13 protein-coding genes are annotated in these 17,951 nt (G+C 50.3%); 7 read left to right on the top strand and 6 right to left on the bottom strand.

From position 1 onward, the window contains the following. The first annotated feature begins 140 nt into the window (after positions 1 to 140). Positions 141 to 494 carry a hypothetical protein gene (locus CHB92_RS21240; RefSeq protein WP_089321295.1) on the top strand — a complete coding sequence of 118 codons (354 nt, stop codon included), beginning with the start codon at positions 141 to 143 and terminating at the stop codon, positions 492 to 494. A gap of 50 nt (positions 495 to 544) precedes the next feature. On the opposite strand, the gene CHB92_RS21235 is transcribed toward CHB92_RS21240, so the two are convergent. Next, a complete protein-coding gene (locus tag CHB92_RS21235; protein WP_089321254.1) occupies positions 545 to 1,495 on the bottom strand; it encodes an EamA family transporter in 951 nt (316 codons plus the stop codon). 163 nt (positions 1,496 to 1,658) lie between these two features. Between CHB92_RS21235 and CHB92_RS21230 the strand changes: the two genes are divergently transcribed. The 5 genes from CHB92_RS21230 to CHB92_RS21205 all read left to right on the top strand — a co-directional run bounded on the left by CHB92_RS21230 (position 1,659) and on the right by CHB92_RS21205 (position 12,462). Beyond that, on the top strand, positions 1,659 to 4,115 hold the full coding sequence (locus CHB92_RS21230; RefSeq protein WP_089321253.1) for a bifunctional UDP-N-acetylmuramoyl-tripeptide:D-alanyl-D-alanine ligase/alanine racemase: 2,457 nt from the start codon (positions 1,659 to 1,661) through the stop codon (positions 4,113 to 4,115). Positions 4,116 to 4,383: 268 nt separating this feature from the next. After that, positions 4,384 to 4,596, top strand: coding sequence for a FeoA family protein (locus CHB92_RS21225; protein WP_245842778.1), 213 nt, complete (start codon positions 4,384 to 4,386; stop codon positions 4,594 to 4,596). A 9-nt stretch (positions 4,597 to 4,605) separates the two neighbouring features. Next, positions 4,606 to 6,759 carry a ferrous iron transport protein B gene (gene feoB / locus CHB92_RS21220; protein WP_089321252.1) on the top strand — a complete coding sequence of 718 codons (2,154 nt, stop codon included), beginning with the start codon at positions 4,606 to 4,608 and terminating at the stop codon, positions 6,757 to 6,759. A 916-nt stretch (positions 6,760 to 7,675) separates the two neighbouring features. Further along, positions 7,676 to 10,960: a SusC/RagA family TonB-linked outer membrane protein gene (locus tag CHB92_RS21210; protein WP_089321250.1), complete on the top strand. Its 3,285-nt coding sequence runs from the start codon at positions 7,676 to 7,678 to the stop codon at positions 10,958 to 10,960. 11 nt (positions 10,961 to 10,971) lie between these two features. Continuing rightward, positions 10,972 to 12,462 (top strand): SusD/RagB family nutrient-binding outer membrane lipoprotein, encoded by a 1,491-nt coding sequence (locus tag CHB92_RS21205; protein WP_089321249.1) that lies wholly within the window; start codon positions 10,972 to 10,974, stop codon positions 12,460 to 12,462. A gap of 189 nt (positions 12,463 to 12,651) precedes the next feature. On the opposite strand, the gene CHB92_RS21200 is transcribed toward CHB92_RS21205, so the two are convergent. The 5 genes from CHB92_RS21200 to CHB92_RS21180 all read right to left on the bottom strand — a co-directional run bounded on the left by CHB92_RS21200 (position 12,652) and on the right by CHB92_RS21180 (position 17,182). Next, positions 12,652 to 13,368 (bottom strand): SAM-dependent methyltransferase, encoded by a 717-nt coding sequence (locus CHB92_RS21200; protein WP_089321293.1) that lies wholly within the window; start codon positions 13,366 to 13,368, stop codon positions 12,652 to 12,654. Positions 13,369 to 13,524: 156 nt separating this feature from the next. Next, positions 13,525 to 14,292: an alpha/beta fold hydrolase gene (locus tag CHB92_RS21195; protein WP_089321248.1), complete on the bottom strand. Its 768-nt coding sequence runs from the start codon at positions 14,290 to 14,292 to the stop codon at positions 13,525 to 13,527. A 90-nt stretch (positions 14,293 to 14,382) separates the two neighbouring features. Further along, positions 14,383 to 15,435 carry a selenide, water dikinase SelD gene (gene selD / locus CHB92_RS21190; protein WP_089321247.1) on the bottom strand — a complete coding sequence of 351 codons (1,053 nt, stop codon included), beginning with the start codon at positions 15,433 to 15,435 and terminating at the stop codon, positions 14,383 to 14,385. Next, positions 15,408 to 16,466 carry a tRNA 2-selenouridine(34) synthase MnmH gene (gene mnmH / locus CHB92_RS21185; RefSeq protein WP_089321246.1) on the bottom strand — a complete coding sequence of 353 codons (1,059 nt, stop codon included), beginning with the start codon at positions 16,464 to 16,466 and terminating at the stop codon, positions 15,408 to 15,410. Before mnmH ends, selD begins: the two co-directional genes overlap by 28 nt. 2 nt (positions 16,467 to 16,468) lie before the next feature. Beyond that, complete coding sequence (locus CHB92_RS21180) at positions 16,469 to 17,182, bottom strand: pyridoxine 5'-phosphate synthase (protein WP_089321245.1); 714 nt, start codon at positions 17,180 to 17,182, stop codon at positions 16,469 to 16,471. 175 nt (positions 17,183 to 17,357) lie between these two features. Between CHB92_RS21180 and CHB92_RS21175 the strand changes: the two genes are divergently transcribed. Next, positions 17,358 to 17,819: a GatB/YqeY domain-containing protein gene (locus CHB92_RS21175; RefSeq protein WP_089321244.1), complete on the top strand. Its 462-nt coding sequence runs from the start codon at positions 17,358 to 17,360 to the stop codon at positions 17,817 to 17,819. Positions 17,820 to 17,951 lie beyond the last annotated feature (132 nt).

Here is a 17,951-nt window from a genome sequence, read left to right as displayed (position 1 = left end):
GAAATAGCACTGCTTTCTGTTTGTTTTCTTGTAAGTGATAGACTGTTTTGCTTCAGTGTCAGGGTAGTAGCTGCTCCTTCTGAATAACCTATTAGGACTGTAGACGTTTAAAATAGCCTAGGAATTAAATGAAAACAGACATGAAAAATATAACGAATATATTCAAAACAGGGCTAGCGGTACTGTTTGCTGCTGTCCTGGGGTTTGGTTGCAATGGCGAAAGGCCCGCGACAGATCCGATTGATGATACCAGTACCTCAGAAGCGATTGTAGACAAGACAGATGCTGAACACCTGATGGAGCCGCGTCCGGCTGCGATCGGGGATACTGCCGTGACTGCCGAGCAGGCTGACCAGTTTGGGGACTTACCTTCCAACGTGGATACGGCCGCACGACGAATGCACCAGCTGGATATTCAAAAGCAGCTGGAAGAAAACCCGAATCAGCGGCCAGAGATCTCAGCACCTACGAACCGGGACATTGATGGCACATAAAACTGCGAGAGCATACAAAAAGAGCCTCCCTTGTTTAAGGGAGGCTCTTTTTACTTTACAATAGCCGTAGTGCCTACGGGTGGAATCACTATGCCATTACCCCGTTTCTTGCGCCCTTTCAGGTTCAGGTTGTATATGATCACCGAGATAAAAATGAGCAGGTAGGCCAGCATTTTGGTCGGTGTCGTCTGTTCGTTAAAATACAGGAAAGCCATCACGAAGTTGAGGATGGGGTTGATGTACATCAGGATACCAATTGTGCCAGAGGTTAGCTCCTTCAGGGCAAACAGGTTCAGGAAGAGGGGAAGCACTGTAAAACCAGCGCTTAACAAAGTTATGCTTAAAAAGAAGTGCGTGCCCAGGGCCACGGTACTGTCACCTTTAAAATAAGCATAAAAAGGGCCTATCAGGGTAATAGAGAGGAGCAGTTGCAGGGTTAGCAGCACAATCTTGTCATATGCTTTGAGAAGGCGCTGTGTGATCAGGTAAAAAGCGTAGCTGAGTGCAATCAGCAGGCTAAATAGTAAGCTGGTGACCTCACCGGAGCCAACCAGCACACAGCTTAGGGCACTTAGCACGATTGCCAGCCACTGGTTTGCCCTGAGCTCTTCTTTCAGTAACAAAAAGCCCAGCACCGCCGTCAGGATAGGGCATAGCAGATAAGAGAAAGAGCCCGTTTGAATATTGATGTGGTTGATCACGTAGATAAACGTGAGCCAGTTAACGGTGAGTAGCATTCCTCCCAGCAGCGTATAGGTGATGAACAGGCGTTTTTCGGCAGGTTCGGATTTCTTTAGCTGCGTCAGCGTTTGCTGTACCTGCTTTCTGCGGAAGATGAACGAGATTAGTAACAGCAGGGCAACAGAGAACATCACCCGAAAGTACAGGATCTGCCCGCTGGGATAAGCCGCCAGTGCCTTGAGCGGAAAGGGGATAAAGCCCCAGATAACAAAGGCGCTCAGCCCTGCTGCATAATATGGCTTTGTGTTTGTGGTTTCCATTGTCAGGTAAAAGTAAAATTGCGCAAAAGTACAGAATTGTCGCCTGGGATAAGGTGCTGGCGGGCAGAATAAAATCACTCGGACAAAGGCCGCGCTAATATGTTTCAGTTCTAAACACATTGCTCAAAGCGCTATCTTTGGAGCACGTATTTATATGACCCCTATGCTCACTTTTAAGGAACTAGCTTCTATTGTACACGGGCAGGTACTGCAGCAGGCGCACAACATGCCCGTGTTGCACTTGTTAACAGACAGCCGAAAGCTTTCGCAGTCATGGGGCACGGTGTTTTTTGCCATCAGGGGTAAGTACAATAACGGGCATAAGTACCTGGCACAGCTCTACAGGCAAGGGGTAAAGACCTTTGTGGTAGAAGAGGGGGAGCGGGAGGCTCTGGTTCAGCAATACCCGGAGGCTACCATCCTGCAAGTGTCGGATAGCTTAGAGGCTCTGCAAAAACTGGCCGCCTGGCATAGGGCGCAGTTCTCTATCCCTGTTGTGGGAATTACGGGTAGTAATGGCAAAACCATTGTGAAGGAATGGCTGGCACAGCTGCTGAGCCCGGAGGAGTTAGTGGTAAAGAGCCCCCGTAGCTATAATTCCCAGTTGGGAGTGCCTCTGAGTGTGTGGCAGATCAGTGCGAATCACACCTTTGGAGTGTTTGAAGCCGGTATTTCTCAGCCCGGCGAGATGGAGAAACTTCACTCTGTTGTCCAACCCACCTTAGGCATCTTCACCAATGTGGGTACTGCCCACGATGAGGGCTTTTCCTCCCGTCGGCAGAAGGTGGAAGAGAAGCTGAAGCTGTTTGTAGGGGTGGAAAAGCTGTTCTACTGCTCAGACTATGATGCGCTACATGAGGCTGTGCAGGCGCAGGGGATAAAAGCTTTTACCTGGTCCAGGAAAAAAGAGGCGGATGTAAGCATCACGGCCACTACCACAGCGGGGCACAGAACGATCGTAGTCTATACCTACAAAGGCGAGAAACAGCGCCTGGCACTCCCCTTTACAGATGAGGCCTCTGTGGAAAATGCCCTACATTGCCTGGCGCTGCTGCTTTATAGAGGCTTACCACTGGCAGAGATCCAGGACCGTCTCGACCGCCTGCAGCCTGTGGCTATGCGCCTTGAGATGAAGGAGGCCATCAACGGCTGTTACCTGATAGACGATACTTACAACAATGACTTGGGCGGTCTGGCCATTGCCCTGGACCTGCTCATGAACCAACCGCGCCGCGGCCGCCGTACCGTTATTCTCTCAGACTTGTTGGAGTCGGGCTTACCGGAGGAGCAACTGTACAGGCAAGTGGCAGGGCTACTGCAGACGCGGGGTGTGGAGCGGCTCATTGCTATTGGGCCAACCATCAGCAAGTACAGCAGCCTTTTCGCGGTCCCGGCCGCATTTTGTGATACCACTGCCGCTTTTCTGACACAATTTAACGCAGGGGACTTCCGGAACGAGGTGATCCTGGTAAAAGGGGCGCGTGTCTTTGGGTTTGAGAAGATCGTACAGGCCTTTCAGCAGAAAGTGCACGGCACTGTACTGGAAGTAAACCTGGATGCCCTGGTACATAACCTCAACTACTACCGCTCTAAGCTGGCGCCTGATACCAAGCTGATGGTGATGGTAAAGGCTTTTGCTTACGGCAGTGGCAGTTTTGAGGTAGCTAATCTTCTACAATTTCATCAGGTAGATTACCTGGCCGTAGCCTATGTTGATGAAGGAGTGATGCTGCGGGAGCATGGGATTTCGGTGCCAATCATGGTGATGAATCCTTCGCCCGATAGCTTCGGAAAGCTACAGCAGTACAGCCTGGAGCCGGAAATCTACTCGTTGGAGCAGCTGCAGGCCTTTGTGGCCGCGACGGCAGGAGAGGGGCAGTATAAAATACACCTGAAGCTGGACACCGGCATGCACCGCCTGGGGTTTGTACACGAGGACTTCGAAGCCTTGTTTGCCCTGCTGCAGCAAGCCCCACAAGTACAGGTGGCAAGTGCTTTTAGTCATTTAGCCGGTGCGGATGAAGCCCTGCACAACGATTTTTCACAGCACCAGATAGCCACCTTCAGAACGCTGGCTGCAGAAGTGGAAAGCCGTTTGGGTTACGCTGTTATCAAGCATATCTTAAATTCAGCCGGCATTGTGCGCTTTCCCGAGCATCAATTGGATATGGTGCGGCTGGGGATTGGCTTGTATGGTGTGGAGGCGACCGGGGCAGAGCAGGAGGCCCTGCGCCCCGTCAGTATGCTAAAGACCACGGTTTCGCAGGTGAAGCGCATCAGGCAAGGTGAAACAGTGGGGTACAGCCGTAAAGGCATCGCCGATGAGGACAAGACGATCGCCACGATTGCTGTGGGGTATGCCGACGGCTATGACCGCCGCTTCAGCAACGGGGTTGGGCAAGTACTGATCAAGGGGCAGCGTTGCCCGCTGATCGGGAACGTGTGCATGGACATGTGCATGATAGACGTAACAGGCGTGGATGTGAAAGCCGGTGATGAGGCAGTGGTGTTTGGTCCGCAATTGACCCTGGTAGAACTGGCCAAGCGTATCGGTACGATTCCCTACGAACTCCTCACGAATGTGAGTACCCGCGTAAAGCGCGTGTTCTTCTCAGAGTAAGCAAACGCTTCAGGGAGTGGGCAAACTAGTGCTCATGAAAGAAAGACGCTCCAGGGGGCAGGGAGGTGAGCATCTTTATGTATTGATAAATCTATATATATCAATGGTTTGTAAGTGCTGCTTCCCTTTGCTCTGCGCGCAGCACATTTCGCTAAATCTTTTGCTTTAGAGGTCAACACCTCGTAACTTGCAGTTGTTTATAAACAGTCTAAATAAGAACAGGAGAGACGTGCAAAAAAAGGTAAGCGAGCAAAAAAGCCAAAAGAGCGTGCGCGATTTAAAGCTAGGGGAAAGTGGAGTGATTTGTTGCCTCCAGGATCCGGAAATGGGATTAAAGCTTCTGGAAATGGGCTGTATCCCTGGCACCGAGGTAAAGTTGAATAGCCGTGCCCCTCTTGGCGACCCGATTACCATTATTGTGAATGATTATACCCTCTCCCTGCGGTTAGACGAAGCCGAAACCATTTTGCTGAAGCAGTAATCCAAATTCATGACTGTAACAACCCAGCCGGAAATAGTACAGGCCGAGAGGCCCCAAATAGCACCAGCAGTGGCTAAAATTGCCCTGATTGGTAATCCAAACTCAGGTAAAACATCTCTTTTTAACCAGTTAACCGGCTTAAACCAAAAGGTTGGTAACTTCCCGGGGGTTACAGTAGATAAAAAGACGGGCTATAGCCAGCTTACCTCTAGTTTTAGAGCCCAAATCATTGATTTGCCCGGCACCTACAGCCTGTATCCCAAGTCGTTGGATGAGCGGGTTATCACGGACCTACTATACGACCCAAACTCCTCGCTTTTCCCAGACCTTGTTGTTGTTACCGCCGATGCCTCTAACCTAAAGCGTAACCTGCTGCTGTTTACACAGCTGGCAGATCTGAAGCTGCCCGTAGTACTTGCCCTGAACATGGTAGACGTGGCGGAGCAGGAAGGGGTAAAAATAGACGTCCCGGCCCTGCAGCGAGAACTGGGTGTGCCAGTAATCCCGATGAATGCCCGCAAAGGGGTGGGGGTGGCAGCCCTGAAGATTGTGATGATGCAGGAGCTGCAGGCTACGAAGGCTCCTTTCTTCCAGATACCGGCAGACCTGAAGCCCATGCTGCAGCAGGTAAAAGACAGGTTCCAACTGAGCAGTGATTACCTTGCCCTGCAGTATGCCCACCAATACAGACACCTAAAAGGCTTTTCGGTACAGGACATGGCCTGGATGGATAAGCTGTTGGAGGACACTGAGTTCAGATCGGTTACCCAACAGGCGAATGAAACCGTGGCACGCTATGCCCGCATTAACGATATTTTGTTAGATGTCGTGCGTGTAGAGCGGGTAAACAAGAGTGAGAAGTTCAGCAACCGCCTGGACCAGATCCTGACGCACAAGATCTTTGGTTACCTGATTTTCTTTACCATCCTGTTCCTCATCTTCCAGGCTATCTTTGCCTGGGCCAGCTATCCTATGGATCTGATAGACGAGGGGGTTGCGGGACTTAATGGGCTGATACAGGATAACTTTGATGGACCGTTGGTTGACCTGCTTACCGAGGGGGTAATTGCAGGTTTAGGGGGCGTACTGGTGTTTGTACCTCAAATCGCTATCCTGTTTGCGTTCATTGCCATCCTGGAGGAGACCGGCTATATGGCGCGCGTGACCTTTATGATGGACAAGATCATGCGCAAGTTTGGCCTGAACGGTAAAAGTGTCGTGCCTTTGATATCCGGTGTTGCCTGTGCAGTGCCCGCCATCATGTCGGCCAGGACGATTGAGAACTGGAAGGACCGCATGATCACCATCTTCGTGACACCGCTCATGAGTTGCTCGGCCAGGATTCCTGTATATGCCGTGCTAATTGCCCTGGTGGTGCCCGAAAAATATTACTTTGGCTTTCTGAACCTACAGGGGATTGTTTTGATGGCCTTGTACCTGATGGGTTTCCTGGCGGCTATCTTCTCTGCACTTCTTCTGAAAACAGTTTTGAAGGCCCGTGAGCGAAGCTACTTTATCATGGAGTTCCCGGTCTATAAATGGCCGCGCTGGAAGAACGTGGGCATTACCATTGTAGAGAAGGTAAAGGCGTTCCTGTTCGAGGCAGGTAAAATCATTGTGGCTATCTCCATTATCTTATGGGTGCTGGCATCTTATGGCCCCGGTGATAACTTTGAAGAGGCGAGAGAGTTAGCGCTGGCTGAGGCACAGGCAAAGAACCTGAATGAGGTGCAGACAGAAAACAAGATCGCTTCCTATCAGCTGGAGTCCTCTTACGCAGGAATCGTTGGACGCACCATAGAGCCTGTTATCAGACCATTAGGGTATGACTGGAAGATAGGCATTGCCTTGCTGACCTCTTTTGCTGCCCGTGAGGTATTTGTCGGGACCATCTCCACCATTTATAGCATTGGAGAGGAAGAAAACGTATCCACCATCAAAAACAAGTTGCTGTCTGAGACCGACGCCAATGGTGATCCTTTCTTTACACCGGCACGGGGCTTCTCGCTCATGGTGTTTTACCTCTTCGCCATGCAATGTATCAGCACGTTGGCGATTGTACGTCGTGAGACCAACAGCTGGACATGGCCACTAGCGCAACTGTTGTATATGAGTAGTCTGGCCTACGTGATGGCCTTTATCACATATCATGTGTTCAGCTAACAGTACCCTGTTTCCCGTTTAAAGCCAAATCGCCCTGTGCACGAACTGCACAGGGCGATTTGGCTTTAAGGGACTTAGGTAGCAGGCAGTAGTGCAGGTACCAGTAGAAATAAAAGTATGTAGCTGTCTATGGTACTGTCTGTGTTTTGGCTTTTTTTCTGTACTTTAGAAAATGCACAGCTTGTCAGGGTACAGTTTATGTCCAAATCAAGGACCATACAGACTAAAAGCAGCAGCGTTTGCAACTTAAATTGCCCTACCATACGTAAGAGTCAATAACCTATTTCAGGCCTTTACTTCCTTGCCAATAAAGTTTTATAAGTTTTTTTCTGAACCAGCACTTTCTTTAGGGTTCGCATTTGTAAGATATTGTTTGTTAGCTATTTGTGTTTGAGTGTATCTTATGCATGTTTTAACATTGTTTATTGTGTTCAAACATTTGTATAGATGAATGTTTGCTAATATGACTTTTTTGTAATATACTTGATGTAAATCTCACCTTAAACAAACACTTTATGAAGAAAACTTTACTACTTAAAACATCCCCTCGAGGATGCTGTCTGCACCCTCCATCCACAAAATATTTCTTGTTATTAGCAGCTAGCTAATAAAGTCTCAGGCACTTGTACAGCATAAGGGCCTTGCCGCCTTTGTGCCCTCGCGCTCAAGTGCACACTGCTTTATTAGTCTGTATCTAACAGTTTCGCAGAAAAGAACCTGCGGGACTGAAGGGCACTATTTTGTCCTTTTCAAAGGAGCACGAATCCTTAACAGGAAAGCTATGCCTGCTTCTGACTGTAACATCCTATTCTAACAGCATAATTTTAAAAACCACACCTCTGCGGGCCTCCCGAAGGTCTCTTTTACGCTTGAACTAAATGTTAAACTCTAAACACTCACTTTAAACAAACACGCAATGAAGAAAGCTCTAATGTTGTGCTTCTTTCTGGTCGCCGTGCTGCTACAGCAGGCCATGGCCCAGAGTAAGACAGTTACGGGTACAGTGACTGATGCGGCTACCGGACAGGCGCTGCCAGGGGTCGCTGTAATCGTTAAAGGAACCACGGTGGGTACCACAACTGGTGCAAACGGTGCTTACTCTATTAACGTGCCGGCAGGAAAGAACACACTGGTGTATCGTTTTATAGGGTATAATACCCTGGAACGTGCCATTGGAAATGCTACTACTATCAACGTAGACCTTGCCACTGATACAGAACAGCTACAGGAAGTTGTTGTAACTGCCCTCGGTTTCGAAAGAGCGGAGAGAACAGTTACTTACGCCTCACAAGAAGTGGAGGCAAAAGACCTGAACATCACGCAAGGTGTAAACGTGAAAGATGCCCTTGCAGGTAAGGTGGCTGGTGTGCAGATCAACGGACAGGCCGGCTCTAAACTGGGGCAGTTCGGTAAGATCCGTATCAGAGGCGCTATATCCCTGACAAGCGATAGCGATCCGCTTTATATTGTGGACGGGGTGCCTACTCCGGATCCGAACGAGATCGACATGAACAACGTGGAGTCGATCAACGTGCTGAAAGGACCAAACGCAACTTCGCTTTATGGCCAGCGAGCTGACGCGGGTGTGGTGGTAATTACTACGAAAAAAGGTTCTGGCGCACTTGCTGTTGAAGTTGCTAACTCTACTACCTGGGATAAGGTTGGTTACCTGCCAAACTATCAAGACCTGTACGGTGGCGGATATGACGGTAATGCTTCCTTCGGAACCTTCGACTTTGCTGCAGGTGCTGCTGGCAAGCCTTATCCGGCTGAGTGGGAGGTGTTTGACGGAAAACGCTACCTGCTATGGGACAATAACTATGCAGACGAAAGCTGGGGTCCTGCTTTTGATGGCCAGGAGTACGTGCCATGGTATGCCTGGTGGCCAGGAACAGAGGAGAATCCAAACCCTTACTTTGGTAAAACAGCTAAGTACGAGGCGCAGCCAGACAACATCAAGGACTTCTACGATACTGGTATTACACAAAAGACAACGGTTGCGCTTAGCGGCGGAAACGAGAAGTTCAATGGCCGTTTAGCCTATACTCTGCTTGATCAAACAGGCATCACGCCTTACTCAGACCTGCTGAAGCACTTTGTAAATGCAAACTTCGGTTTCCAGGCTACGGAAAAGTTGAGAGTTAACTCAAACATCCGTTATGCCACATCAGAGATCAATGGTGACTTTGACGATGGTTACGGTAACCAGACTACTGGTTCATTCAACTCCTGGTTTGCCAGAGACACAGACATCAATAAGCTGAGAGAGTTAAGAAACCTTACTACGCCAGACGGTTACTCTACTTCCTGGAACTGGTGGGGCCCTGACTACTACACTTACTATGGAGGAGGATTCCAGAAGCCTGCTTTCTGGTTTAACCCTTACACCTTCCTGGACAAGTATGACCAGACCAGAAACAACGATAACTTAGCTGGTAGCCTGACTGCTACTTATGAGTTTGATGATCACTGGGAGTGGTCTGCTACAGGTTCACTAAACTCAACAGAGTACAAGTCTGAGTACTTCTTCCCATTCTACTTATCGAACTCAGCGGCTCCTGACCTGTACAACGCTTGGAGCAATAGCTTTGGCAGATATAGCTTATCTGAGTCTGAAAAGAACTTTAGCTCTGTATTGAAGTACGAGAACCGCTTCGGAGAATTTGACATCACCGCTTTTGTGGGTGGTAACATCAGAAAGAACGATTACTATAGCTTCTCTGCTCAGATGAGCCCTGGAGCTAAAACAGGCGGTCTGATTGTACCGGATGTGTACACTTTCTCTAACGCAGGCATTGTGCCAACACCGCAGACGTACATTTATGAGAAGCAGGTAAACAGCCTTTATGGTAATGCGTCTTTGGGCTACAAAGACATGATCTACCTAGACGCCAGCTACAGAAAAGACTGGAGCTCTGCGCTGCCAGCTGATAATAACGGATATGGTTATCCAGGCATTGGAGCCAGCTTTATCTTCTCTGAACTGGTGGATGACTTTGCTGCCCTGTCTTTCGGTAAGCTGAGAGCAGGTTGGGCTCAGGTGGGTAACGACGTGGATGCACTTCGCCTAAACCCGGTATACCGTACAGGTCCGCAGCCATTCTTAGGAACTGACTTCCTGGTGTACCCAAATAACAGACTTATTGATCCAAATATTACACCATCACTGAATACCTCGTTTGAGGCTGGCTTTGACCTGCGCTTCATTAACAACAGAGTTGGCTTGAGCTTTACTTACTACAATGAGGACAGAAAGAACGAGATCATCCCTGTTAGTATCTCTCAAGCAACAGGCTACTACGACTTCCTGACAAACGCAGGCGAGTCTTCAAGAGAAGGGGTAGAGGTAGTAGTGGATGCCGAGATCTTCAGATCAACAAGTGGCTTTAACTGGACTGCTACCCTAAACTACGCCAACAACAACACAACGGTAGAGGCCCTGCCTGCTGGTCTGGATGCCATCAACGCGCCTGGAGGAGCCGACGACTGGGAATTTGTGACAGTTGTACACGAGCTAGGTAACAACTGGGGACAGTTAAGAGGTAGAGGTCTTGCCAGAGATGACGACGGAAACTACATCCTTCAGCCAAACGGCTTGTACGTAGTAGAGCCAAATCAGTACTTTGGAAGCGTACTGCCTGACTTTACAGGTGGTTTTGTAAACAGATTCAGCTACAAAGGCCTGACATTGGCTGCAGCGATCGACTTCCAGAAAGGCGGCAAGTTCTTCTCCCTGTCTGAGCAGTGGGGATACTACTCAGGTCTGTTAGAGGAGACTGCCGCTATCAACGACAAAGGCAATAACGTGCGTGATGCTGTTGATGAAGGTGGTGGCGTGCACGTAGTAGGTGTAACCACAAACGGAGAGGCTGTGGATACTTACGTAGATGCGCTGGACTACTTCATGCAGTTCCAGGCTAACTCTATCGCAGAGCCTTTCATCCACGATGCCAGCTACATTAAGTTAAGAGACATCAACCTGTCTTACGACTTTACGAAGGCGCTTAGCAAGAGCGTGTTCAGAGAAGGTTTCATCAAAGGAGCAACTGTTGGTCTTGTGGGTAGAAACCTGTGGCTGATTGCTGTGTCTGATGACAACAAGCACAGATGGGATCCTTCTGAACTGTCTCAGACTTACGGTGAGAACAGCCAGTTACCAGGTACCAGAGGCTATGGCGTAAACGTTAGACTATTATTCTAAAAGAACGGAACATGAAAAAAGTACTATATATATTACTGAGCCTTGCGCTAGCACAGGGATTTGTTGCTTGCGATACGGTGGACTTTGGTGATATGAACGAAAACCAAAATGGTCCTGCCGACCCTTATCCTGCCGGTTTGCTGGCAGGTGCGATAGAGAACTATTCTACAGTAACAGGAAGATCTTACTTCCTGGTGCCTACCCTGCTGGTGCAGTACCAGTCTCAGGTTACCTATACGGACGAAATGCTGTACGCAGAGTCTCCTTACGAATGGGAGAACTACTACAACATCATTCTGCCTGCCCTAAACCAGGTGATAGCGTATAACCTGAACGAGGATAACCATGGTGCTGAGTTAGAGGCTCAGGGTGCTCCGGTTAACCAAGCCGGTGTAGCCATGATCATGAAGGCCATTGTGATGAAGCGGGTAACTGATACCTGGGGCGACGTGCCTTATTCTCAGGCTTTCTTAGGACTTGGGGATGTGACGCCTGCTTACGATAAGCAGGAAGATATCTACAAAGCCTTGATCGAAGAGCTACAGACAGCCAGAGATATGCTGGACCCAGCTTTGAAAGGACCTATCGGTGACCTTATCTATGGTGGAAATGTGGCAAAGTGGAAGCAGTTGGCTAACTCCGTACTGTTACAAATGGCCCTGCAGATGTCTGAAGTTTATCCTGCCGCCAACGGTTATGCTGCACAGGTGTTCCAGGAAGCACTGGCACATCCTGCCGGCGTAATTGACGATGTTGCAGAAGAGGCTTGGTACACGTTTGACGAGGTAGCGCAGTACCAGAACCCTTTCAACCCGAACAGAGCGCGTGACTACTTCCTGTCTGCTGAGTTCGTGGATGCCTTCCAGGGTGATACCGGGGAAGGTTCGCTTAACCCAACCTCAAACGACACCTTTGATGCCAGACTTTACGTGTACTCTACGGATGCAGAACTAGACGGTGTGCCTTATGGCTATAACGATGAAAGTGGTTCCGGCAGAGCACAGGTATCAACTGACTATTTCTGGAATGCAACAGCGCCACTGCCAATGATGACAGCTTCATACACCTATCTGAACAGAGCAGAAGCTGCTGTAAGAGGCTGGACAACTGAGGATGCTGAAGAAATGCTTGCCAAAGGTATCGTCATGTCTTTCGTGACTTGGGATGCACACTCTGAAGAGGACATAGCCTCTGAAGGCGAGGCTTATGCCGCTGCCAGACTTGAGGACGCAGAGGAAGTTGGCATGTACCAGGTAATCGGAGAAGAGAAGTGGAAAACACTGTTCCCGCAAGGGTTCGACGCATGGGCAGAGTGGAGAAGAACGGAGTTCCCTGTTCTTTACCCAGCCACCGATTACCTGAACGACGGCCAGATTCCAAGAAGATACCTGTACCCGGCAGAAGAAGCTACCCTGAACCGTGAGAACTATGCGGCAGGTGTTGGAGCCCTGAACCCTGCTACAGATAACAACACGGCCAGAGTGTGGTGGGACGTAGAATAGCCTGTGCTGTTTAGACGCCCTTGTTTTAAATGAAAGTTGGTAAATAAAGTAGATAAGAATACTAGGTAGTAGTCTTCTTCATTGGATAAAGGCTCCCGGTTTCCGGGGGCCTTTTCTTTTTATAAGAGTCAAAAAAATGAGCGGCAGCCATACTATCTATGGCTGCCGCTCATTTTTGGGTATCGGCTATTATTTGTAGATCAGAAAAACGGCGGGCTGCTTATGTATGTCTGGTAGCTTGCCTTGCCATTGCCGGATGCTTTTGGTCTGGATGAACTCCTGAGTAGGAGAGGTGACGTTGGCGGCAATGCACAGGCGCGTATCAGGGTGCAGGGTAGTGAGCAGGTCTTCGAGCAGTTTGTTGTTACGGTAGGGCGTTTCCATGAAGATCTGCGTCTGGTTGCGCTGCTGCATTTCTTTCTCCAGATTACGCAGGGCTTGCAGCCTGTCCCGCTTATCGATGGGCAGGTAACCATGGAAGGCGAATTGCTGACCGTTAAAGCCACTGGCCATCAGGCTCAGCAGGATAGCCGAGGGGCCGGCGAAAGGCACTACTTTTATATCCTTCTGGTGAGCATGCTTCACTACTTCTGCCCCTGGGTCGGCCACACCCGGGCAACCTGCTTCAGAAATGACCCCTGCATCCTTGCCCGCCTCTAAGAGGGGTTTCAGCGAGGCTTGTACCTGTGCTGGCGTCGCATCCTTATCTATCTGTACAAAGGTCAGTTGCTCTATTACCAATTCCGGGCAAATGCTTTTCACGTAGCGCCGGGCCGTGCGCAGGTTTTCTACGATAAAGTAGGTGAGGTGCTGCACCGTCTCTTTTACCTGTGGCGAGATAACTTTATCTGCCGTGTCTTCTGCAAGTACTGTGGGGATGAGGTATAAGGTGCCGGATTTTTTCATGATACAAAGGTAGGGTAAGCGTGCCAAGTAGCAAGACGGGGCAAAGAGGGGCGTTTAGCGTAAGTCTTGCTAAAAGAGGCAAAAGCAGCCAGGTGCAAAATGCCCAGGCAGCTTTTGGCTCTTTTGTACGGCTCAGCCTGTAGGCACGTGTTGTTGTTAGTGCTCCAGAAAGTTTGTGACAAGGTCATATACCTTATCAGGTGCCTGGGCATGCACCCAATGGCCGGCCTCTGGTATTGTCTCTATTTCTACTAAGGTAAAGAGGTGCTCTATGCTACTGTAAAGGTCCTCCGGTTGTATGTAGTTGGACCTGCCACCACGAATAAAAAGGGTGCTCTTTTTAAAAGGAACATCGGAGGTGACAGCCGCGGCTATTTTCTCATAGTTCTGCTCGATGGCCTCCAGGTTCATGCGCCAGCCGAAAGAATTATCTTCTTTACGGTAAATGTTCTTCATCAGGAACAGGCGCACATCAGGCACTTTAATGGTTTTAGCAAGTTGTGCGTCAATATCGCTACGGCTGGTTGCAGTACGAAGATCTACTGACTGCAGCGCCTCGATAATGTCATCGTGATGTGGAGGGTAGGCCTTTGGGGCAATGTCCACTACTATCAGTTTTGTAATACGGGTGGGATAGCGGAGTGCATAAGTCATGGCTACCTTGCCGCCCATGGAGTGTCCCATGATGGCCGGTGTAGGGATGCGCAGTTCCTCTACCAGTTCCAGTACATCCGCGGCCATGGCATCGTAGTCGTGCTGCTCGCTGTGCGGAGAGCGCCCGTGGTTGCGCAGGTCTACCAAAAAAACGTTATAGTGCTCGGCAAAGCGCTTGGCCAGGGTCTGCCAGTTATCCAATGTGCCGAACAAGCCGTGCAGAATCAGCAGCGGTTGTCCATGGCCCATTTCTTTGTAGTGTAGTTTCATGTTGTCAGTTAACAGTTATCATTCAGTTCGTAGCTTATTACTTATTCCAGCTTACGAACACAGCATGCATTTGATGAAAGAGGGGTAGCGTTAGACTACCTGTATCAGCTTCTCCGTTGGCTTTCGTTCTTTCAGTACTCCCAGTGGCTCTAGTTGCAGCGCACACTTTTTAAGTACCTGTAACACATCGTCTCTTCCTGCCGGATCGACAGCAATTAAAAGGCCTCCGCTGGTTTGTGGGTCGCAGAGCAGGTGCTTCTGGTCATCGGTAAGTTCGGCTACCTTGTGCCCGTAGCTGTCGAAGTTACGGAGTGTGCCGCCCGGTACGGCCTTTTGTGCCAAGTACTCCAGCGCTTCCGGTATCACCGGTACTTTTTCAAAGAATACTTCTGCCGACAGGTTGCTGCCTTCGCACATTTCGGAGAGGTGACCAAGCAGGCCAAAACCTGTGACGTCGGTCATCGCCTTTACTTGCGGCAAAGCCCCTAGTTCTTCTCCGACTTTGTTTAGACGCATCATCTGCCCTGGTGCTATGTGAGCATGCTCTGCCTTTAGGAGCCCCTTTTTTTGCGCAGTGGAGAGAATACCCACTCCAAGGGGTTTGGTAAGGTATAGTTCGCAGCCGGCCGTGGCTGTGTCGTTGCGCTTTAGGTTGGGGATATCGAGCATGCCTGTTACAGCCAGACCGAAGATAGGCTCCGGGCTATCGATGCTGTGCCCGCCTGCCAGTGGGATGCCTGCCTCATGGCAGATGCTGCGGCTTCCTTCTATAACACGCTGGGCTACCTCTGGGGCTAGCGTGTTGATAGGCCAGCCCAACACGGCAATAGCCATCATCGGCGTGCCGCCCATGGCATAAACATCCGAAATGGCATTTGCCGAGGCAATGCGCCCAAAATCAAAGGCATCATCCACGATCGGCATAAAGAAATCGGTGGTGCTGATCACGGCGCGTCCCTTGCCAATGTCGTACACTGCCGCATCATCCCGGGAACTGTTGCCTACCAGCAGCTTTTTCTCCGCTGGGTAACTCACTTCCGAGTGCAGGATGGCATCGAGCACTTTAGGGGAAATTTTACAGCCGCAGCCGGCTCCGTGGCTGTACTGGGTTAGTCTTATGTCTTGTATGGACGTTTCTTCCATGCTTGTACGAGTTTCTGTTGTTGTACGAATTGCAGCACTCTCGCCGCGTTTTCTTCAGGGTCTAAGCCCGGTAGTTCCAGTGGTAATACGTGCTCCTTCTTATTTAGCTGGAAAGTGTAGGCTTTGTCATAATAGGTGAGGACCAGTTCTACCATCTTCTCCATGTCCCCTTCTGCAATGGCCGCCAAAGCTTCTTTGGTAGCCAGCCCACCTAGTCGCTTTTTTATCTTTAACACAGCGGCAGCCAGCACGGCTTCATCCGTTTTGCAATACTCCTGTGCCAGCTTTTGTACCCGTAGCTTGTCCGGTACTTGCAGCACAATGGTAGGTGAACGCTGCATTTGGTCGTACAAGGGCTTAGGCACCATTACCTTGCCTACGGTGATGTTCTCGTCCTCCAGCCACAGGGGTTGTTGTGTATGCAACTGTAGGAGTTCTGTGCCCAACAGGTTCTCGAAGTGCTCGGTACTGGGCTGTGGCGGCATTCCTATGCTACCAAAGGCAGAGCCTTTGTGACTGGCCAGCTTTTCCAGATCAATCACTTGCTGGCCCATAGCCTGCAGGTAGGGAAGCAGGTCTGTTTTGCCGCTTCCTGTTAAACCGCCTAGCACCAGCAAGGGCCTTGGTTGGGTGAACTGTTCTTGTATGAGGTGGCGGTAGGCTTTGTAGCCGCCTTTAAGCAAGTGCACTTTATATCCGGAGAAGTTAAGCAGCCAGGCCATGGCGCTGCTGCGCATGCCCCCGCGCCAGCAGTGCACCAGCAACTCCTTGTTCTTGGCCAGTTTCTTCGCCTGTCGCACAAAGCCAGACATCTTAGGCCCGAACAGGTCCAGGCCAAGCAGCACAGCCGGGTCATGCCCTTGCTGCTTATAGGCCGTGCCCACAACGGCGCGTTCCTCATCTAAAAAAATGGGGAAACTGTGCGCCTGCGGAATATGCCCTTCGGTAAACTCTTTAGGCGCCCGGACGTCCAGCACAGGCAGTTCTTTTGCCTTCTGCAGAAACTCCGCTATGTCTATCGTGTTTACCACCGCTATCTCAGTTGGCGCAGGTAAAGCTGTATGGTGTTCTCCAGGCCGTAGTACAAGGCATCGCAGATCAGGGCGTGGCCGATGCTTACCTCCAGCAGGCCCGGCAGGGTATCGTGCATGTACTTCAGGTTGTCCAGGTCCAGGTCGTGGCCAGCGTTAAGCCCCAGGCCCAGTTCCTGTGCTTTTCGGGCCGCCTCCAGGTAAGGCGCGATTGCCTCCTCCCGGTTATCCTGGTACTGGCGGGCGTAGCTCTCTGTGTATAGCTCAATCCGATCAGTTTTTACAGCAGCAGCTCCCTCTACCATTTCTGTCACCGGATCTACGAAGATGGAGGTCCGGATGCCCAGCTCTTTCAGCTCGCCGATCACATCGGTCAGAAAGTCTTTGTGCTTAACTGTGTCCCAGCCGGCATTTGAGGTGATGGCATCCGGGGCATCGGGCACTAAGGTGGCCTGCGCCGGTTTCACGCCTTTTACCAGCTTCAGGAAGTCGGGAGTAGGGTTGCCTTCGATGTTAAACTCGGTTGTTACGATCTCCTTCAGGTCGTGGACATCCTGATAGCGGATGTGGCGCTCGTCGGGGCGGGGGTGTACGGTGATGCCCTGAGCTCCGAAACGCTCACAATCTTTTGCTACCTGTACTACATTCGGCCTGTCGCCGCCGCGCGCATTCCGCAGCGTGGCTATTTTGTTTATATTTACACTCAGTTTGGTCATGATACAAGTTTTGGTGCCCCTGTGGGCGTTTGTGTACCCGAATCTTATAGATGACTAAATTAGTGGAATTTTGTTTAAGATGTTAAACTGTAGGCAGGCGTGTGAGCGCGTATAAGGTCGTAAGGCAGTATAAGCTACAGCCGCTCAGTTAATAAAGGATAACCATTCAAAAACTATGACCTTAAAAGAACGCATAGACGCTGACATCAAACAGGCGATGTTGGCGAAAGACAAAGCTCGCTTGCAGGCACTCCGCAGCATCAAATCTCAGATCCTGTTAGCCGAAACAGAAAAAGGCGGCGCGGAAGGTATCACGACAGACACAGAGATGAAGCTCCTGACAAAAGCCGCGAAGCAGCGACGCGAGTCTGCCGAGTTGTACGCCAAGCAGGGGCGTGCCGATTTAGAGCAGGTAGAGCTGCAGGAACTCGCCGTAATTGAAGCCTACCTGCCCAAGCAACTGGATGAGGGGGACCTGCGCGCGCGTTTGGTAGAGATCATACAGCGTGTGGGAGCTACCGGTCCTTCCGACATTGGCAGAGTGATGGGGGTGGCCTCCAAAGAGTTGGCAGGCCAGGCCGATGGCCGGGCTATTTCCCAGGCGGCCGGCGAGTTATTAAATAACACAGACTTTTAGAGAGAAAATTAAGCAGTGCCAGGGTTGAATTCCATTGGCACTAGCTATGTTCTAGACAGGGGGAAGACATCAGGGTATGGTAGGAATACCTGATGTCTTTCATACTGAAGTGAAGGCTTTAAGATTGCACCA

The sequence above is a fragment of the Pontibacter ummariensis genome, from assembly GCF_900188175.1.
GTDB lineage: Bacteria > Bacteroidota > Bacteroidia > Cytophagales > Hymenobacteraceae > Pontibacter > Pontibacter ummariensis.
This window is presented reverse-complemented; position numbering and strand designations above follow the sequence as displayed.